14 protein-coding genes are annotated in these 17,411 nt (G+C 64.1%); 3 read left to right on the forward strand and 11 right to left on the reverse strand.

The features are described from left to right. Positions 1-128 precede the first annotated feature (128 nt). Positions 129-1,832, reverse strand: a complete 1,704-nt coding sequence (locus HUN39_RS13000) for a multiheme c-type cytochrome (protein ID WP_175094927.1) — start codon at positions 1,830-1,832, stop codon at positions 129-131. Positions 1,833-1,989: 157 nt separating this feature from the next. On the opposite strand from HUN39_RS13000, the gene HUN39_RS13005 reads away from it, so the two are divergent. Then, on the forward strand, positions 1,990-2,736 hold the full coding sequence (locus HUN39_RS13005) for a metallophosphoesterase (RefSeq protein WP_175094928.1): 747 nt from the start codon (positions 1,990-1,992) through the stop codon (positions 2,734-2,736). Between the two features lie 15 nt (positions 2,737-2,751). Here HUN39_RS13005 and HUN39_RS13010 read toward each other — a convergent pair whose 3' ends face one another. Together HUN39_RS13010 and rsmI are read right to left on the reverse strand one after the other, a co-directional pair. After that, positions 2,752-3,132 carry a YraN family protein gene (locus tag HUN39_RS13010; protein WP_175094929.1) on the reverse strand — a complete coding sequence of 127 codons (381 nt, stop codon included), beginning with the start codon at positions 3,130-3,132 and terminating at the stop codon, positions 2,752-2,754. Positions 3,133-3,293: 161 nt separating this feature from the next. After that, positions 3,294-4,208 (reverse strand): 16S rRNA (cytidine(1402)-2'-O)-methyltransferase, encoded by a 915-nt coding sequence (gene rsmI, locus HUN39_RS13015; protein ID WP_175094930.1) that lies wholly within the window; start codon positions 4,206-4,208, stop codon positions 3,294-3,296. A 179-nt stretch (positions 4,209-4,387) separates the two neighbouring features. Here rsmI and HUN39_RS13020 point away from each other — a divergent pair, with 179 nt between their 5' ends. Continuing rightward, positions 4,388-5,617: a penicillin-binding protein activator gene (locus tag HUN39_RS13020; RefSeq protein WP_175094931.1), complete on the forward strand. Its 1,230-nt coding sequence runs from the start codon at positions 4,388-4,390 to the stop codon at positions 5,615-5,617. 215 nt (positions 5,618-5,832) lie between these two features. Here HUN39_RS13020 and glyS read toward each other — a convergent pair whose 3' ends face one another. From glyS to HUN39_RS13040, 4 genes are all read right to left on the reverse strand, one after another. Continuing rightward, positions 5,833-8,010, reverse strand: coding sequence for a glycine--tRNA ligase subunit beta (gene glyS, locus HUN39_RS13025; protein WP_175094932.1), 2,178 nt, complete (start codon positions 8,008-8,010; stop codon positions 5,833-5,835). 328 nt (positions 8,011-8,338) lie between these two features. Beyond that, positions 8,339-9,301, reverse strand: coding sequence for a thioredoxin-disulfide reductase (trxB, locus tag HUN39_RS13030; RefSeq protein WP_175094933.1), 963 nt, complete (start codon positions 9,299-9,301; stop codon positions 8,339-8,341). 89 nt (positions 9,302-9,390) lie between these two features. Further along, entirely contained in the window at positions 9,391-9,810 is a 420-nt protein-coding gene (locus tag HUN39_RS13035) for a hypothetical protein (RefSeq protein ID WP_175094934.1), read from the reverse strand. 83 nt (positions 9,811-9,893) lie between these two features. Then, a complete protein-coding gene (locus HUN39_RS13040) occupies positions 9,894-10,511 on the reverse strand; it encodes a hypothetical protein (protein WP_175094935.1) in 618 nt (205 codons plus the stop codon). 424 nt (positions 10,512-10,935) lie between these two features. Between HUN39_RS13040 and HUN39_RS13045 the strand changes: the two genes are divergently transcribed. After that, positions 10,936-11,286, forward strand: a complete 351-nt coding sequence (locus HUN39_RS13045) for a septal ring lytic transglycosylase RlpA family protein (protein ID WP_175094936.1) — start codon at positions 10,936-10,938, stop codon at positions 11,284-11,286. Here the strand turns inward: HUN39_RS13045 and HUN39_RS13050 are convergent. The 4 genes from HUN39_RS13050 to HUN39_RS13065 form a co-directional block, all read right to left on the reverse strand. After that, positions 11,283-12,053, reverse strand: coding sequence for a hypothetical protein (locus tag HUN39_RS13050; RefSeq protein WP_232366082.1), 771 nt, complete (start codon positions 12,051-12,053; stop codon positions 11,283-11,285). The two genes, HUN39_RS13045 and HUN39_RS13050, sit on opposite strands and share 4 nt — an antisense overlap. A 186-nt stretch (positions 12,054-12,239) precedes the next feature. Then, a complete protein-coding gene (locus tag HUN39_RS13055; protein ID WP_175094938.1) occupies positions 12,240-12,812 on the reverse strand; it encodes a hypothetical protein in 573 nt (190 codons plus the stop codon). A 335-nt stretch (positions 12,813-13,147) separates the two neighbouring features. Then, positions 13,148-13,315, reverse strand: coding sequence for a hypothetical protein (locus tag HUN39_RS13060; protein ID WP_175094889.1), 168 nt, complete (start codon positions 13,313-13,315; stop codon positions 13,148-13,150). A gap of 24 nt (positions 13,316-13,339) precedes the next feature. After that, positions 13,340-17,008, reverse strand: coding sequence for a vitamin B12-dependent ribonucleotide reductase (locus tag HUN39_RS13065; protein ID WP_175094939.1), 3,669 nt, complete (start codon positions 17,006-17,008; stop codon positions 13,340-13,342). Between the last annotated feature and the right edge of the window lie 403 nt (positions 17,009-17,411).

Raw genomic sequence — 17,411 nt, forward strand, 5'->3', positions numbered from 1 at the left:
TGACATTGCGGGTTCTCGGCGATAACAGCGCCGTCATTGCGAGGAGCGTAGCGACGAAGCAATCCAGAGCTGCTTTGCGACGCTGGATTGCTTCGCTTCGCTCGCAATGACGGCGCTAACGGTGGCGTTCACGAAGCCTTGCGGCGCATGAGCAAACCAGCGCCGGCAAGCATGGCGAGGATGCCCAGACCGCCCGCGAAGGCGCGGCGCGACGGCGAGTCGAGATCGAGGTCGCCGCGCTTTTGGCCGGAGATGCGTTTCAGCTCGGCGCGGATTTCCGCGGCTTCGCGAAGCTTCGTATCCTCGTCATTGATCTTCGCCGCCGCGCCGATGAGCTGAGACCAGCCTTCGGTATAGGTGTAGCCGCCGGGGTTCATATGGGCGAGCCCCTTGTAGTGCTTGATCTGATGATGCTCCCACATGTCGGCGAAGACATATTCGATCGCGCTCGGATTATTGCCCTTCTGCCAGAACAGCTGGAAGAAGCCGCCGGCGTCGTCCTTCTCGGGCGCCGGCGGCGCCGGCCGGTTCGTCGTCTGACCCGGCAGCAGCTTGTCGTTGTAAAGCTTCACCAGGACGCTCCGCGCGCTCTCGGTGATGTCGAGGCCGGAGACGATGCCCTTGTCCATGCCGTCGAGATAGGCGCGCGCGAATCTGTCGGAGTGACAGTTGGAGCAGGTCGAAACCCACGACTCCTTGCGCTGCGTGAACCAGGGGTGGTTAAGGTTTTCCGCGATCTTCGGCATCGGCACGAAGGCCCAGCGCGACTTGCGCACCATGTTGTGCGTGAACTTGCCCTGATACTCCATGTGGCAGAAGGCGCAGGTCGGGGCGTTCATATTGCCCTTTTCCATCGCGTCGGCGAGGCGGACGTTCCAGTCCCATGTGTCGCCGCGCGTCTGATAGATCGTGCCGTGCTTCGACAGCATGTAGCCTTCGAATTCATTGTGATCGACGCCATTGTGGCAGATGGCGCAAGCCTGCGGCTTACGCGCCTGCACGGCCGAGAATTCGTGCCGCGTGTGGCAGGAGTTACAGGTCGTCTGCGGCGTGTGGCAGAAGGTGCAGCCCTCCGCGACTTCGCGCTGCTCCATCGCCGCCCACACCGCGTTCTCGACATTGGCTTTCATCGAGAGCGCGTGTGAGGGATGGCCGGGCTTCCATTGATCTTGCGGCCAGGTGAAGGTGTCGCGCTCGGACTCGCGTTCGGCGAACTGCTGCACATGGCATTGTCCGCAAGCGGCCGCGTCGGGCATGCGCAATTCGGTCTTGTGCTGACCATGGTCCTTGCCGACTCCCATATGGCAGTCGATGCAGCCGACCTCCTTCAGCGGTTCGCCGTTCTTGAGCGTTCCCATCGAGCGGAGGTTGTTCTCGACCTCCGTGATCATCGCCTTCTTATAGGCGCGCGCATCCGAGTCCGGCAGATTGCGGATCGCGTCGAGATTGCCATGCACGCTGCCCTTCCAGCTATGCGTCCACCCGGGCGTCACTTGGTTGTGGCATTCGACGCATTGCGCACGCTGCGCATCGACGTCGATCGTCTGCGGCGGCTTGTAGAAATCATGCGGGTTGAGATATTTCGAGATCGGGATCGGCTCCCAATATTTCGAGAACGAGCCTTTTCCGGCGCCTTGCGATTCGTCGTAATAGCGCTTGGTCAGCGCGTCATAGAGCTCCTTGGGCGAGGCGGTCTTGGCAAGACCCAGCGCCTTGAAGGTTTCATCCGGCGTATCCGCAAGGGCCGGCGCGCAGAGGACAAAGGTCACGGCGAACGCGAGAATCAGCGCGAGGCGAGCCGCGTAATGAGAAACCCCTTGTGAATTCAGCATGCTCTCCCTCGCCCCTTCTGCGTCTGGCTGCATTGTCGGGGCCGAGGCGGCTAGAGGAAAGGACCACAGGCTTCCCCGCCGATGAGGCCACCCCCTCAGGCGCCCTATAGCTCGTCAAAACGCTTCCTGACGATAAATGATCACTTCGGGAGAAGCCATGACGACGCGTTGGTTCCCCTCCGCTTTGAAGACCGCCGAGGCGCCGCCCGGCATGCGCATCTATGCGATCGGCGACATTCATGGCCGCGCCGATCTTCTCCACGTTCTCGCCGAAGCGATGGTCGAAGATCTCAGGGCGCGCCCTTGCCAACAGGCGGTCACCGTCTTCATCGGCGACTATATCGACCGTGGACTTGGCTCGAACGGCGTTTTAAAGCGCTTGTCCACCGGCGATTTCCCAACGCCCATCGTCGCGCTGCGCGGCAACCATGAAGAAGCGCTGCTGCGTTTCCTCAACGACGCGGCAGCGCTCGACGACTGGGTTGCAAACGGCGCGCTGACGACGCTGCATTCCTATGGCGTGGACGCGGGCGAGGAAGTCGCGCAAGGCGGCGCGTCGCAGGTGCGCGTCAAATTTCTCGCGCATTTCCCCCAGGAACATCGCCGCTTCATCGAAGAAACGCGGCTGTGGGCGGAATATGGCGGCTATTTCTTCTGCCACGCGGGCGTGCGCCGCAGCAGGCCGCTGCATTTGCAGGCCTCCCACGATCTGATGAACATCCGCGAGGGGTTTCTCGACTGCGCCGAATCGTTTGGCAAGGTAATCGTGCATGGGCATACGCCGCATAATGATGTTGAGGATTTGCCGAACCGGATCAATCTCGACACCCGCGCCGTGAGTAGCGGCGTGCTCACGGCGGTCGCGCTGGAGGGTGTCGAACGGCGGTTTATCCAGACCTGGTAAGGTCCGCTATACGCCTCATCCGACGCGCAGCTCGAAGGCGTTTTCGAGATGGCGCGGCAGTCGCCGCGGCGCAACGAAGATCGCGTCGGCGCGCAGCGTGTAATTCATCGCCCAAGGATTCGCGGCGAGCCAGCGTCCTACAGCCTGCGAGAAGCGGCGGTGTTTTTGCGGCGTGATGGCGATGGCCGCGTCCTCGAGATCGGCGCGCGCCTTCACTTCGACGAAGACGATCGTGCGGCCGCGCTTCGCGATAATGTCGATTTCGCCGCCATGCGCGCGAAAATTCCGCGCCAGGATCTGATAGAGCCGCGCCCGCAGCCACAGCGTCGCCGCCGTCTCGGCGCGAAGGCCGTAGGCGTAAGCGGCGCGCCGGGCGTCGTGCTTTGTCTCGCTCACAATGAAACGGGCGCGATCACTATGCCCCCTCCCTGTCCCTCCCCGCTGCGCGGGAGAGGGGACCCTAACGACGCAGATTGTGCAGTTTCATTGCAGGGACCCGAGTCGGACTCCCTCTCCCGCGCAGCGGGGGAGGGTTGGGGAGGGGGCGCAAGTTCATCTTACTTCCCCCGCCCGGCCGCCAGCTCCAGCGCCCGCGCATAGACCTGTCGGCGCGGCTGGCCTGTCGCCGCCGAAACGACGCTTGCCGCGTCCTTCACCGAATGCGCCGTGAGCGCCTCTTCGATTTTGGCGTCGAGATCGGCGGCCGCGGTCTGCGCCGCGTCGGCGCCGGGCGGGGCGACGAGCAGCACGATCTCGCCCCTTGGCGGCTCCTCTTCGGCGAGCGTCGCCGCGAGTTCGTCAAGCGTCCCGCGACGGACCGATTCGAACAGCTTGGTCAGTTCGCGGGCGATCGCGGCGTTGCGCTTGCCGAGAATCGCCGCGCAATCGGCGAGCGTTTCGGCCAGTCGGCGCGGGCTTTCGAAAAACACCAGCGTGCCGGGAATGGGCGCGAGTTCGGCGAGCCGCGCCCGCCGCGGACCGCTCTTGTGGGGCAGAAACCCCTCGAAGAAGAAGCGGTCGGTCGGCAATCCGGCGACGACCAGCGCCGCCAGCACGGCGGAAGGGCCGGGCACTGACGTCACATGCACGCCTTTTTCCAGCGCCTCCTGGACGAGCCGAAGACCCGGATCGGAGACGAGCGGGGTGCCGGCGTCGGAGACGAGCGCGAGCTTCGCCCCCGCCTCGAGGCGCGCCAGAAGGTGAGGGCGGATCACCCTGGCGTTGTGCTCATGATAGGCGATCAGCGGCGTCGAAATTCCATAATGGGCGAGCAGCGTCTTGGTGACCCTTGTGTCCTCGGCGACCACGGCGTCCGCCGCGGCGAGGGTGGAGAGCGCGCGAAATGAAACGTCCTTCAGATTGCCGATCGGAGTCGCGACAAGGTGCAGTCCCGGCTCGATTCTCTCGGCTTCGGCGCGCAGGCCGAAGGCGGTGTAGCTCGCAGCAGGCGGAGAAATGGCCTCGATGGTCATGCGCGTCGCTCTTTGTTCGTTTTAAGATACTAGATGTTCGTTTAAGAGGACAAGCGCCAACTGCACGCCAGCCGCAATTCCTCCAAATGGACCGTCTATTGACTTTCGGCTAGGGACTCGGACCCTTAGCGCGGAATAGCCGCGCCATGGCGGGAGCCCCGGGCGCGCAGGGGGTTTTCATGTCGACATTGTCTTCTCGCGCGCGCGCCGGCGCGTTCACGCGCGGCGGGGCCGTGACGAAGCGCGCCGCGCTCGTCAGCCTTGCGGCCACGCTCGCCGCCTGCAGTCCCACGAGCGGGCCGTGGGCGCCTGGCGTGCGCGATCTAAAGCTCAGCGGCGCGACCCAGACCGCCCCCGCGGAAAGCGAGACGATCGGAACAGGCGCGGTGAAAATCGCGCTGATCGTGCCGCTGACGGGCCCTTCAGGTCCTTCCTCCGTCGGCGCGTCGCTGCTCAACGCAGCAAAGCTCGCCTATGCAGACAGCGGCGCCAATGACGTGACGATCCTCGTCAAGGACGATCGCTCGACGCCGTCCGGCGCCGCCGCGGCGACGCAGGCGGCGATCAACGAGGGCGCCGAAGTCGTTCTGGGTCCGGTGTTTGGCGCCGGCGTCAAGGAGGCCAGCCGCGTCGCGCGCTCCGCCAATAAGCCGATGATCGCCTTTTCGACGGACTCCTCGGCCGCGGGCCGCGGCAGCTATCTGCTGTCCTTCCCGGTCGAGGGCTATGTCGACCGCGGCGTCAGCTACGCGTCGCAGCACGGCAAGAAATCGATTGCGGCGCTGGTGCCCGAAAACGATTACGGCACGCTGGCCATGGCGCAGTTCCAGCAGAGCGCCGCGACTTACGGCATTCGCGTGCCGGTCATCGAGCGCTACAAGCCGGGCGCGCCCGGCGATTCCGTGAAGCGTTTAGCCGCCGTGCGCGATCAGTTCGACGCGCTGTTCATTCCCGAGCAGGCCGAGGCGATGCAGGCGGTGTCGAAAGAGCTCGTGGCGAATGGCATCGACTCCAAGAAGGTGCAGATTTTCGGCACCGGCCTGTGGAACGACGCGCGCACGCTGAGCCTGCCGGCGCTGCAGGGCGCCTGGTTCACCGCCCCGGAGAACGCCGGCTTCAACGCTTTCGCGCAGCGCTACAAGGCCAAATACGGGTCCGACCCGGCGCGCGTCGCGACGCTCGCCTATGACGCCGTGTCGCTCGCCATCGCGCTGTCGCGCTCGCAAGGATCGCAACGCTATTCGGAAAGCGTGCTGACCAATCCTTCCGGCTTCAACGGCGCCGACGGCGTCTTCCGCTTCAGGCCGGACGGCGGCAACGAGCGCGGATTGTCGGTGCTGGAGATCGGCGGCGGTTCGGCGAAGATCATCTCGCCCGCGCCGCGTAATTTCACCGGGAATGGGGCATAGCTCTTCGCAGCGGCCACTGTTCAACCCCCTGTTCAAGAGGGGGCGCGCTTCCTTCTCCCCCAGAAAGAAGGTGGCCCGGCCAAAGGGCGTCCGCTAGGACGCCCGTCGCAAGCGACGGGCTTTTGCCGGGTCGGATGAGGGGCTGCGCGCAAATCGTCGTGAGGGGAACCCCTCACCCGGCTGCTTCGCAGCCACCCTCTCCCTATGGGAGAGGGTTACGCTGTCCCGGTCTCTCCCGCGATCTTGCCGAAATCGGCGACGCCCATCATCACGCGGCGCAGTTCGGCGAGGAGGCGCAGGCGGTTGAGGCGCAGATCGGCGTTGTCGGCGTTGACCGTCACATCGTCGAAGAAGACGTCGACCGGCTCGCGAAGCTTTGACAGCGCGCGCATGGCGCCGGCGAAATCTTCCTTCGTAAGATGCTCCGCCGTCTCTTCGCGCGCGCGGGCGATGGCGGCGGCAAGCTTATGCTCTTGCGGCTCGATGCGCAGGTTTGGCGCATGGCGCTGCGCATAGGCGTCCGGCCCGTCCTTCTTCTCTTCGGCTTTCAGGATGTTGCTGGCGCGCTTATAGCCGGCGAGCAGGTTTTTTCCGTCGTCGGTCGCAAGGAATGTGTCGAGCGCCTCGACTTTGCGCGTGATCATGAGCAGATCGTCCTGTAGCGGCGCGCCTGTCGCTTGCTCCTCACCGGAGTCGGCGAAAGCGACGGCGCCAAGCGCCGCATCTATCAGATCGTGTCGCGCCCCCTTGTCGCGCAAGTAGACCTTCAGCCGATCGATGAAAAATTCGAGAAGGTCCACCGCGACGTCATGCCCGGACTTGTTCCGGGCATCCACGCCCTTACGCTGCGCGTGGATGGCCGGGACAAGCCCGGCCATGACGCCGTGAAGCGATAGCCTCAACTCATTCTCCAGCGCGATCCTGATTACGCCCAAAACCGCTCTGCGCAGCGCGTAAGGGTCCTTGCTGCCCGTCGGCTTTTCGTCGATCGCCCAGAAACCCACGAGCGTGTCGAGCTTGTCGGCGAGCGCCACCGCGATCGATACGGGATCGGTCGGGATGCGGTCGTTCGGTCCCTGCGGCTTGTAATGGTCCTCGATCGCTGCGGCGACGCTGGCGTCCTCGCCTTGCGCGCTGGCGTAATAGCGGCCCATCAGACCCTGCAGTTCGGGAAATTCTCCAACCATTTCGGAGACGAGATCCGCCTTGCAGAGCGTCGCCGCGCGTTCCGCGAGAAAAGCGTCGGCGCCGACGATCGGCGCAAGCTCCTTCGCCAGCGCTGCGATGCGTTTCACGCGCTCGCCCTGCGTCCCGAGCTTTTCATGAAAGACGATGGCGTCGAGCTTCGGCAGACGCTCTTCGAGCCTCGCCTTGAGGTCGGTCTCATAGAAGAATTTCGCGTCAGACAGACGCGCGGCGATGACGCGCTCATTGCCGCCGACGACCGTCGCGCCGCCGTCGGAGGCTTCTATGTTCGAGACGAGGATGAAGCGATTGGTGAGCGCGTCGTCCTTGCGCAGCACGAAACATTTCTGGTTCACGCGGATCGTTGCGCGGATCACTTCCGGCGGAATGGCGAGGAAGCTCTCGTCGAACTTGCCCATGAGCGTCACCGGCCATTCGACGAGGCCGGCGACTTCATCGAGCAGGGCAGGGTCTTCGACAAGCTCCAGCCCTTGCGCGAAGGCGAGATCCTTCGCGTCATGCAGAATGATGTCGCGCCGACGCGCCGGATCGATCACGACTTTGGCGCGCTCGAGCGAGAGCGCATAATCCTCGAAGCGCTTCACGCGAATGGGCTGCGGCGCCAGGAAGCGATGGCCGTGGGTCACATTGCCCGACGCGATTCCGTCGACCCCGAAGCGGACGATTTCGGGAGATTCCGTCTCCGGTCCGAAGGTCGCCACAATGGAATGGAGCGGCCGCACCCAGCGTAGCGAATCCCCGCGCTCGGACGCCGCGCCCCAGCGCATCGATTTCGGCCAGGGAAAGCTCTTGACGATCGTCGGCAGAATTTCAGCGAGAACGTCGATCGTCTCCGCGCCGGCGCGCTCGATGACCGCGACATAGAACTCGCCCTTTTTCGGGTCCTTCGCGATCTTCGCCTGATCGAGCGAGGCGAGGCCGGCGCTTTTCAGAAACCCGGCGATCGCCGCCTCCGGCGCGCCGACGCGCGGGCCTTTGCGCTCTTCGCGCAGGTCCGGCTGGCGCGACGGCAGGCCCACCACTTGCAGCGCGAGACGGCGCGGCGTGGCGTAGGCGGCGGCGCCTTCGTAAGTCAGACCGCGATCGACAAGCGCATTGGTGACGAGCCGCTTCAGATCGTCAGCCGCCTGCCGTTGCATGCGCGCCGGAATTTCTTCGGAGAAAAGTTCGAGAAGGAGATCGGACATTGCGCTTTTATGCTCTGCGCCTCATTCCCTCCGCCCGGTGCGGAAGACATGCGCCTCGGTTTATTCACCCTCCCCTTGAGGGGGAGGGTCGGACTGCGAAGCAGTCCGGGGTGGGGTGAAAGCAGAGCTTTCATTCGGACGCTCGTACAGCGCGCCGCATATTGTGTCGAGCGCGCGCGTGGGGGTCGTCACCCCACCCCGCGCCTTCGGCGCGAGCCTCCCCCAATCAAAGTCGGCTGTTGCCGACTTTGATTATTTTACAAAAACGCAAACCGGGAACACCCGGTTTGCAAGGGGAGGGTGGAGGCGCGCGCTCGTCTGAAATATCTCAGGCGATTTCCTTGACCGCCGACTTCGGCGCCTCGAGCAGAAATTTCTCGACTTCGAGCGCCGCCATGCAGCCGAGGCCCGCCGCGGTGACGGCCTGGCGATAGACTTCGTCGGCGACGTCGCCGGCGGCGTAGACGCCCGGCATGCTGGTGCGCGTCGATCCGGGCTCGACGGCGATGTAGCCGGACGGTTTGATCGTCAACTGGCCGCGGAAAAGTTCGGAAGCCGGCGAATGGCCGATCGCGATGAAGACGCCATCCGCTTCAAGCGTGTGGATCGCGCCGGTTGCGACATTCTTGACGCGCGCCCCGGTGACGCTCAGCGGGTTCTCGTCGCCGACGATTTCGTCGACGACGTGATTGAAGAGAACCGAGACGTTTTCCTGCGCCAGCAGACGCTTCACCAAGACGCGCTCGCTGCGGAATTCGTCGCGGCGGTGGATGATCGTCACATGCGACGCGAGATTTGAAAGATACAGCGCCTCTTCGACCGCGCTGTTGCCGCCGCCGACGACAAGCACTTTCTTGCCGCGAAAGAAAAATCCGTCACAGGTCGCGCAGGCGGAGACGCCGAAGCCCTTGAACCTTTCCTCGCTCGGCAGACCCAGCCACTTCGCCTTGGCGCCAGTGGCGATGATCAGCGATTCGCAGGTGTATGACTTGCCCGAATCTCCGGTGAGCCTGAACGGCCGCTCGTCGAGATGCGCCTCGACAATGTGATCTGAGACGAGCTTCGTCCCGACATGTTCGGCTTGCAGGCGCATCTGCTCCATGAGCCAGGGCCCTTGGATCGGCTCGGCGAAACCGGGATAATTTTCGACCTCGGTCGTGATCATGAGCTGGCCGCCCTGATCGAAGCCGGCGATGAGCATCGGCTCGAGCAGCGCGCGGGCGGCGTAGATCGCCGCCGTATAGCCGGCCGGACCGGAGCCGATGATGATGACGCGCGCATGCTGCGGCATGAGGTGGCCTCGCGAGTGAAGACGCCCGCAATCTAGCCATTATCAGCGTCGCCGCAACCGCTTGGCCGGCCGCCGCGTGGAAGTCCGGCTTACCAGCCCCAGCCGCCATCGCCGCCCCAGCCCGGGCAGACGTTCATCCATTGGCGTCGCCAGCCCCAATGGGTCCACACCCGGCGGATCTGATAGCAGTCGCCATAGCCGGCGGTGGCGTAGCTGGGCCAGCCCCAACCAACGCCCGCGCCGTATCCCGGCGAATAGGCGGGCAGGTCTGTGCGGTAATAGCTCCAGCCCCAAGGCTGGCCCCAGCCCACCGGCCGGCCTGGGCCGGCACGGCCGCCCCAACGGCCGGCCCAGTGGACGCCGGGCAGTATCGCGCCTTGGAAGCCGCCGCCGCCCCAGCCGAAGCCGCGCCATCCGTCCCATCGCTGCGCCTGCGAGGCGCCGGAATGGGCCATCAAGCCAATGAGCAGAGCGCCGGTCGCGGCCGCCGCTTTGATTACTTTAGACATCTCCAGCTCCTCTCCCGATGCAAAAACGCCCTCCCAGACCGGGAGGGCGCGTGTGTTTCAAATGCCGACGCGAAGCGATCGGCTTACCAGCCCCAACCGGTGTTCCAGCCGCCCCAACCGCCGCCCCAGCCGGAGCAGACGTTCACCCACTGGGGCCGCCAACCCCAATTGGTCCACACGCTGCGAAGCTGGTAGCAGCCGCCGTAGCCGATGTTGGAATAATAGGACGAACCCCAACCCAAGCCATATCCGGCGCCGATCAGGCCCGCGCCATACCACGGCCAATAGGAGCGCGCCCACGGACGTCGCCAGCCCCATCCGCCGCCCCAACCGCCGATCATAGGCCTGCCCCAGCCGCCGCCCCAGCCGGCGCGGCGCCATCCGCCGCCCCAGCCGGCGCCGCGCCAGCCGCCGCCGCCCCAGCCGCCTCTAAAGCCCCCGCCGGGCAGAACCGCGCCACGGAAGCCGCCGCCGAAACCGCCGCCCCTGAAGCCGCCAAATCCGCCGCCAAATCCGCCGCCAAGTCCGCCGCCGTGTCCGCCGCCGAAGCCGCCGCCTCTGAATCCGCCGAAACCGCCGCCGCCGAACCCGCCGCCTCGGCCGCCAAAGCCGCCCCTTTGCGCCTCAGCGACGCCCGTATGGGCCAGCAACCCGATAACCAGCGCGGCCGTCGCGACCGCCGTCTTGACCGATTGAGACATTTCCAGCTCCTGATCGTGGTCTCAACAAGTTGCGCTGGCGGGCGAAAATCCATGCGCGGTCCTGCCGCTCAAAATTCGCCGCCAACCCCGCCAACGTCACTAAATCGCGCGCGGCGCACGCACTTCAAGAAGCTCTGCCTTCGACGCTTGAGCAGGGGGCGGAGTCTCCTGCTGAAAATAGTTTGGAAGTGTTGCGCTTATGTCACAGACATAAAAGACGTTTCTACGCGCAGAGCAGTCATGTCTGTCAAAGACAAGAATAAGCAGTAATGGAACAATGTTAGTTTAAGCGCGGCTTCATAATTTTTGAAGTGTTCAGCAACGGGCCGCGTGGCGATTTTGATCTCGCCATTGTTTGGTCACGAGCGATTTCTATTGGCGACGGATCTGCGGAGTCGCTTGCGGCCTTTGCAAGGAGAATGTTGTGAAAAAGTTTGTGTCCGGAGTTCTGGCCCTTGGCGCCGTCAGCCTATTCGCGTCCACGGCGACGAAAGCGGGTGAATGGGTCGGCCAAGCGTCCTATTACGCGCACAGGGGGCGCACGGCGAGCGGCGCGCATGTCGGCGCGCTGACGGCCGCCCATCGGACATTGCCGTTCGGATCGAAGGTGCGCGTGACCAATTTGCGCAACAATCGTTCGATCGTCGTCACGGTGAACGATCGCGGGCCGTTTACGCGCGGCCGGGTTATTGATGTCTCAGTCGCGGCCGCGGACAGCCTCGGTTTCAGATCGGCGGGCGTCGCACATGTCAGGGTGGAGCAGGTTGCGAACTAATATCGCCACCAGAATGCGCTGATCAGACCGCGCTCGGCGGGCGAGTTGACGCCCCCGATCGCGGCGATAGCGCCGATCTGCAACGAAAGCGACGCGGTCACGTCGTAGACCGCGCTCAGCTGAAATTTCTGCGCGGCGACGACGCCCGCCGGGCCGCCTCTCGGCGCAAAGGCGGAGAAGCTTTGGGCGAGAAGCAGGATCGGGGGCAGGGGGCGCAGTCCGGCGGTGAGGTCGGCGCGGATCTCATCGCCATTCTGTCCGCGCGACCGATACCCCAGCTGCGCGTCGACAAAGCCGGGAAAGCCGAAAAGCTCGAAGGGCCGGCCAACAAGCAGCCGCAGGTCGGCCTGCAGGGGATCGCGCATATCGAGGAATCGCCGCGCGGCCGGGGAGGCCGCACGCACCCCCGCCTGCAGCGAGACGATGTAATCGCCCCAGGTGAAGAGTAGCGTCCGCGCGCCGAGCGCGCCTAATCCGAGGCCTTCATAGCGTGCGCCCGGCGGTCCTTGGAGCGATAGCGGCAGGCCGGCCTTGGCTTCCTCGATGAGCAGGTTGAGATGGTCGTAGGACCCTGCGGCGCCGCGGAAATTCATATAGCCGCCTTCGGCGACGATCGTCAGCCAGTCGAACAGGCCGTGCTCGACGTATACGCGCGTCTCGAACTTACGATAGGAGGGCGTCTGGATCAGTCGGCCCTTGGCGTCATAGGCTTTGCGCGCGTCGGCGAAGGTCGTGGTGACGATCGCCTGTCCTGCGCCGGGCGGCATGAGCCAAGCGCCAGCAAAGGCCGACCGCGCCGCAACGACCCAAAAGCAAAAAACAATGAAAATCGCCAAGACACGCATGAGACACGCATGGCGTCACGCACAGGAACCCGACCGCCGCCGATCGGCCGCGGGCCTTACAATGCAATGATAAGAGCGATGCGCGCTGTTGACAATCGACGGCTGCGCTTATGCTCCCACATGCGCATGCACGTCGCGGCCGCCGTGGCGCTGCATGATTTCCATCGCCGCGCGTTCGCGCTCGTCGTTCCAGACGCGGGCCCAAAGCAGCAGTCCGCCATGCTTCAACTGCGACTGCGCCCATTTGGTCTGGCGATCGCCGACGAGCTTCGAAGCCAGCAGGCCCAAAATGCCGGCTGCGCCGCCGGTCAGCAGTCCAACTGCGATGGCGCTGGTCAGCGACAGGCCCCAGGCAAGCGTTACTCCCGCGCCGATGAAGGCGCCGACGTAGAACAGCACGCCGACGATCGAGGCCTTGCCGATATTGAGCGACTCGCTGTCGATGTAAGGCGTGCGCGGCGCTCTGGGGCTATCTTCAAGCGAGTCGGCGCTCACGTCCGTGTCGCCGAGCTTTTCGCGCACTTTGTCCTCTTCGGCGAGAAGGCTGATCTCCGAGCGGTCGAAACCGCCGGTGAGAAGATCGTCGATCGCCGACTGCAGTGTGTCGACGGTGTCGAACAGGCCGACGACCTCGCGCAGCTCATGGCGTTCTTCAGGGGTGGTGGCTCTCTTCGCGTCCATGTTTCTTGCTCCTGCGCGGCGATTTGGCGCGCGGCCGCGCTCTTGATTAAACAGAGCGGCGCGCCCGGTCTTCAAGAGGCGTCGGGCAGGGAAAATTGTTGGGAGGCGGAAAAGCTGGCGGCCAGACGCGCCGACGCTTGCCCCTCGCCCTTCGAGACGCGAGCTTCGCGCGCTCCTCAGGATGAGGGGCCTTGGGTTGCGCAGCGTGCAGAGTGTTACCGACGCTTTCCGCTCGCGACTATAGAGCGCCAACAAAGCAGTCCTCATCCTGAGGAGCCGCGGAGCGGCGTCTCGAGGGACGAGGGTGAGGCACCGACCGAGGCGGGCGGCGCGGTTTACTTTTTGCGCGATTTTGTGCCGGATTTGTCGGCAGCTTGCGTCAATGCAGAGGCAGCAAGCGTCTTGATTTGTTTCCTTGTTGCTGAGCTTGGCTTTTGCAAGGCTTTGGAGGCGATCGTTGCAACGCGGCCGCTCGTTTTCTCATTTTTCGCCATGATGTCCATGTCTCCGTTAATTCGGTGATTTCCTCACGAACACCCCGTCGTCGCGCCGCAGGTCTCGCACTTCAAACATGTGCCGTTCCTCACCAGCGTAAAATTCGCGCACTCGGGACAGGCTTCGCCGACATAGCCCTTCATGCGCGCTTCGGCGCGCTTTTCGGCGACGCCGGTGACGCTCTTCGTCGGCTCGGTCCAGCCGAGCGTCGAGGTCGGATCTTCCGCCTCATGCGCCGCGTCCGGCGTCTCGCGCAGCGCGACCGCGCCGCCGATGTTTCGAGCGGCGCCAAGAGCTTCGCCGCCTTGCACCACCATCAGCCTGTCGGTCTTGGAGCGCAGCAGACCGCGCGAGACGACGGAATTCGTCTCGGGCGCCTTGCCCTCATGCTGGCCCTTGCCGAGCACGTCATGGCCGATGTCTTCGGGCGAGACATGCGCGAGATCGTTGCGGCCGAGATAGGAGACGGCCAGCTCGCGGAACACATAGTCGAGGATCGAGGTCGCGTATTTGATCGCGTCATTGCCTTGCACCGGACCCGCGGGCTCGAAGCGGGTGAAGGTGAAGGCGTCGACATATTCCTCGAGCGGCACGCCATATTGCAGGCCGAGCGAAATCGCGATGGCGAAATTATTCATCAGGCTTCGGAAGGCCGCGCCTTCCTTGTGCATGTCGATGAAGATTTCGCCGAGCCGCCCGTCTTCATATTCGCCCGTGTGCAGATAGACCTTGTGGCCGCCGACCGTCGCCTTCTGAATGTAGCTCTTGCGCCGGTTCGGCAGCTTCTCGCGCTCGCGGATCACCTGATGCACGACGCGCTCGACGATGCGTTCGGCGACGGCCGCCGCGCGCGCCGGCATATTGGCGGTCACGAGTTCCTCGACGACGTCCATCGCGTCGATGTCGTCGTCGCCGGCGATAAGTTGCGCCGAGAGCGGCTGCGAGAGCTTGGAGCCGTCGCGATAGAGCGCGTTGGCCTTCAGCCCGAGGCGCCAGGACAGCAGATAGGCCTGTTCGCAATCCTCGATCGAGGCGTCATTGGGCATGTTGATGGTCTTGCTGATCGCGCCCGAGATGAAGGGCTGCGCCGCCGCCATCATGCGGATATGCGAGTCGACCAGAAGATAGCGCTTGCCGGTGCGCCCGCAGGGATTGGCGCAGTCGAACACCGGATAATGCTCGCGCTTCAAATGCGGCGCGCCTTCCAGAGTCATTGCGCCGCAGATATGGACATTCGCGGCGTCGATGTCGGCGCGCGAGAATCCCAGATGCGTCAGCAGATCGAAGTTCTTGTCGTCGAGCGCGGCCGCTGGAACTTTCAACACGCCGGTGAGAAAGTCCTGCCCGAGCGTCCATTTGTTGAAGACGAATTTGATGTCGAAGGCGCTGCGCAGCGCTCCTTCCACCGCCGCGATCTTCTCGTCGGTGAAACCCTTCGCCCGCAGGCTCGTGGTGTTGATCGCGGGCGCGTTGGAGAGCGAGGCGTGGCCGACGGCATAGGCCTCGATCTCGGCGATCTCGCTCTCGCGATATCCGAGCGAACGCAGCCCTTCCGGCACGGCGCGGTTGACGATCTTGAGATAGCCGCCGCCGGCGAGCTTCTTGAATTTGACGAGCGCGAAATCGGGCTCGATGCCGGTGGTGTCGCAATCCATCACCAGGCCGATGGTGCCGGTCGGCGCGACGACCGTGACTTGCGCGTTGCGATAGCCGTAGAGTTCGCCTTGCGCGAGCGCCTTGTCCCAGGCGGCGCCGGCGCGCTCGACCAAGAGCTGATCGGGGCAGGCGGCGACGTCAAGCGGCACCGGCGTGATCGCGAGCTGCTCATAGCCGACGCGTTCGCCATGCGCGGCGCGGCGATGATTGCGGATGACCCGCAGCATCGCTTCGCGATTCTCCATGAAGCGCGCGAAGGGGCCGCGCTCCTTGGCCATTTCGGCGGAGGTCGCGTAGCACACGCCCGTCATGATCGCCGAAAGAGCGCCGGCGATGGCGCGGCCCGCCTCGCTGTCATAGGCGACGCCAGACGACATCAACAGGCCGCCGACATTGGCGAAGCCGAGGCCCAGCGTGCGGTAGTCATAGGACAGCTGCGCGATTTCCTTTGAAGGAAACTGCGCCATCAGCACCGAGATTTCGAGCACCACCGTCCACAGCCGCACGGCGTGCTCGTAGGACTCGACGTCGATGCGCTTGGTCTCGAGATCGCGGAACTGCAGCAGATTGAGCGAGGCGAGGTTACAGGCCGTGTCGTCGAGGAACATATATTCCGAACACGGATTCGACGCGCGGATGGGGCCGCCCGCCGGGCAGGTGTGCCAGTCGTTGATCGTCGTATGGAACTGGATTCCCGGATCGGCGGAGGCCCAGGCGGCGTAGCCGATCTTCTCCCACAGATCGCGGGCTTTCAGCGACTTCGCCGGCTTGCCGTCGAGGCGCTTGATGAGGGTCCAGTCGCCGTCCTTCTCGACCGCCTGCAGGAATTCGTCCGTAACCCGCACGGAGTTGTTGGAGTTCTGGCCCGAGACGGTGAGATAGGCTTCGCTGTCCCAGTCCGTGTCATAGGTGTCGAAGTGAATGTCCTTGTAGCCCTGCTTGGCGAACTGAATGACGCGTTTGATGTAATTGTCCGGCACGTCGTTTTTGCGCGCGAGCTTGATCTCGCGTTTCAGCGCCGGATTGATCTCGGGGTTGAAGCAGTCGTCGCCGGGGCCTTCGCAGTTCATGCAGGCGCGCATGATCGCCTTCAAATGCTTCTTGACGATCTTCGAGCCGGTGACCAGCGAGGCGACCTTCTCTTCCTCTTTCACCTTCCAATCGATGAAGGCTTCGACGTCGGGATGGTCGATGTCGACGACGACCATTTTCGCGGCGCGCCGCGTCGTGCCGCCGGATTTGATCGCGCCCGCCGCGCGGTCGCCGATCTTGAGGAAGGACATCAGGCCGGAGGACGAGCCGCCGCCCGAAAGCTTCTCCTTCTCGCCGCGCAGCTTCGAGAAATTGGTGCCGGTGCCGGAGCCATATTTGAACAGCCGCGCCTCGCGCACCCAGAGATCCATGATGCCGCCGTCATTGACGAGATCGTCGGCGATCGACTGGATGAAGCAGGCGTGCGGCTGCGGATGCTCATAGGCCGATTTCGACTTCACCATCTTGCCATTGGCGTAGTCGACGTAGAAATGGCCCTGGCTCGGCCCGTCGACGCCGTAAGCCCAGTGCAGGCCGGTGTTGAACCATTGGGGGGAATTGGGCGCCGCCATCTGCATGGCGAGCATGTAGCGAAGCTCGTCGCTGAACGCCTGGGCGTCTTCCTCAGTATCGAAATAGCCGCCCTTCCAGCCCCAATAGGTCCAGGCGCCGGCGAGACGGTCGAAGACCTGCTTGGCCGAGATTTCGGAGCCGCTGCGCTGGTCCTTGGGGAGTTCGCTGAGCGCTTCCGTATCGGCGACCGAGCGCCACAGGAAGGACGGGACGGCGTTTTCCTCGACGCGCTTCAAGCGCGCCGGCACGCCGGCCTTGCGGAAATATTTCTGCGCCAGAACGTCGGCGGCGACCTGGCTCCACTGGTTGGGGACGTCGATATTGTCGAGGGAAAAGACAATCGAGCCGTCGGGGTTGCGGATCTCGCTCTTCGTCGTGCGGAACGGAATGTTCGCATAAGGAGATTCGCCCGCCTTGGTATAGCGCCGCTCAATTTTCATCGTTCCATCCCCTCAAAGCGCAGGCGTCCGCCCGCACGCAGCCGCTCGCTGGCCCGCGACGCAATTTCTTGCCAATTCTGAACTCGAAAGACGCGCGCCCCGCGCTCGCGGATGGATACGCCGCGATTGAAAGCACGCTGAAAACGAGGATCACGCCCACGCAAAGCAACGCTCACGTCCGGCTGTCGCCGAGAGCCGCCGAACGTCTCAAGGATCGTTCGCCGCGTCGCCATTGCGTGTTGCCTCCAGACTGCGTGAGTCTTGCGACGACGTCAAGATATAGTGGTGAAAATTAATAAAGCGACAACATGTGGATAAGTTAGTGGATAAAGGGGAAAATTCCAGTCGGGCTGGGATGAGCGTCCGGCATCTGCGCAGATTCGGCAAGCGGGACTTTAATGGG

It is taken from the genome of Methylocystis silviterrae, assembly GCF_013350005.1.
Classification (GTDB): Bacteria; Pseudomonadota; Alphaproteobacteria; order Rhizobiales; family Beijerinckiaceae; genus Methylocystis; species Methylocystis silviterrae.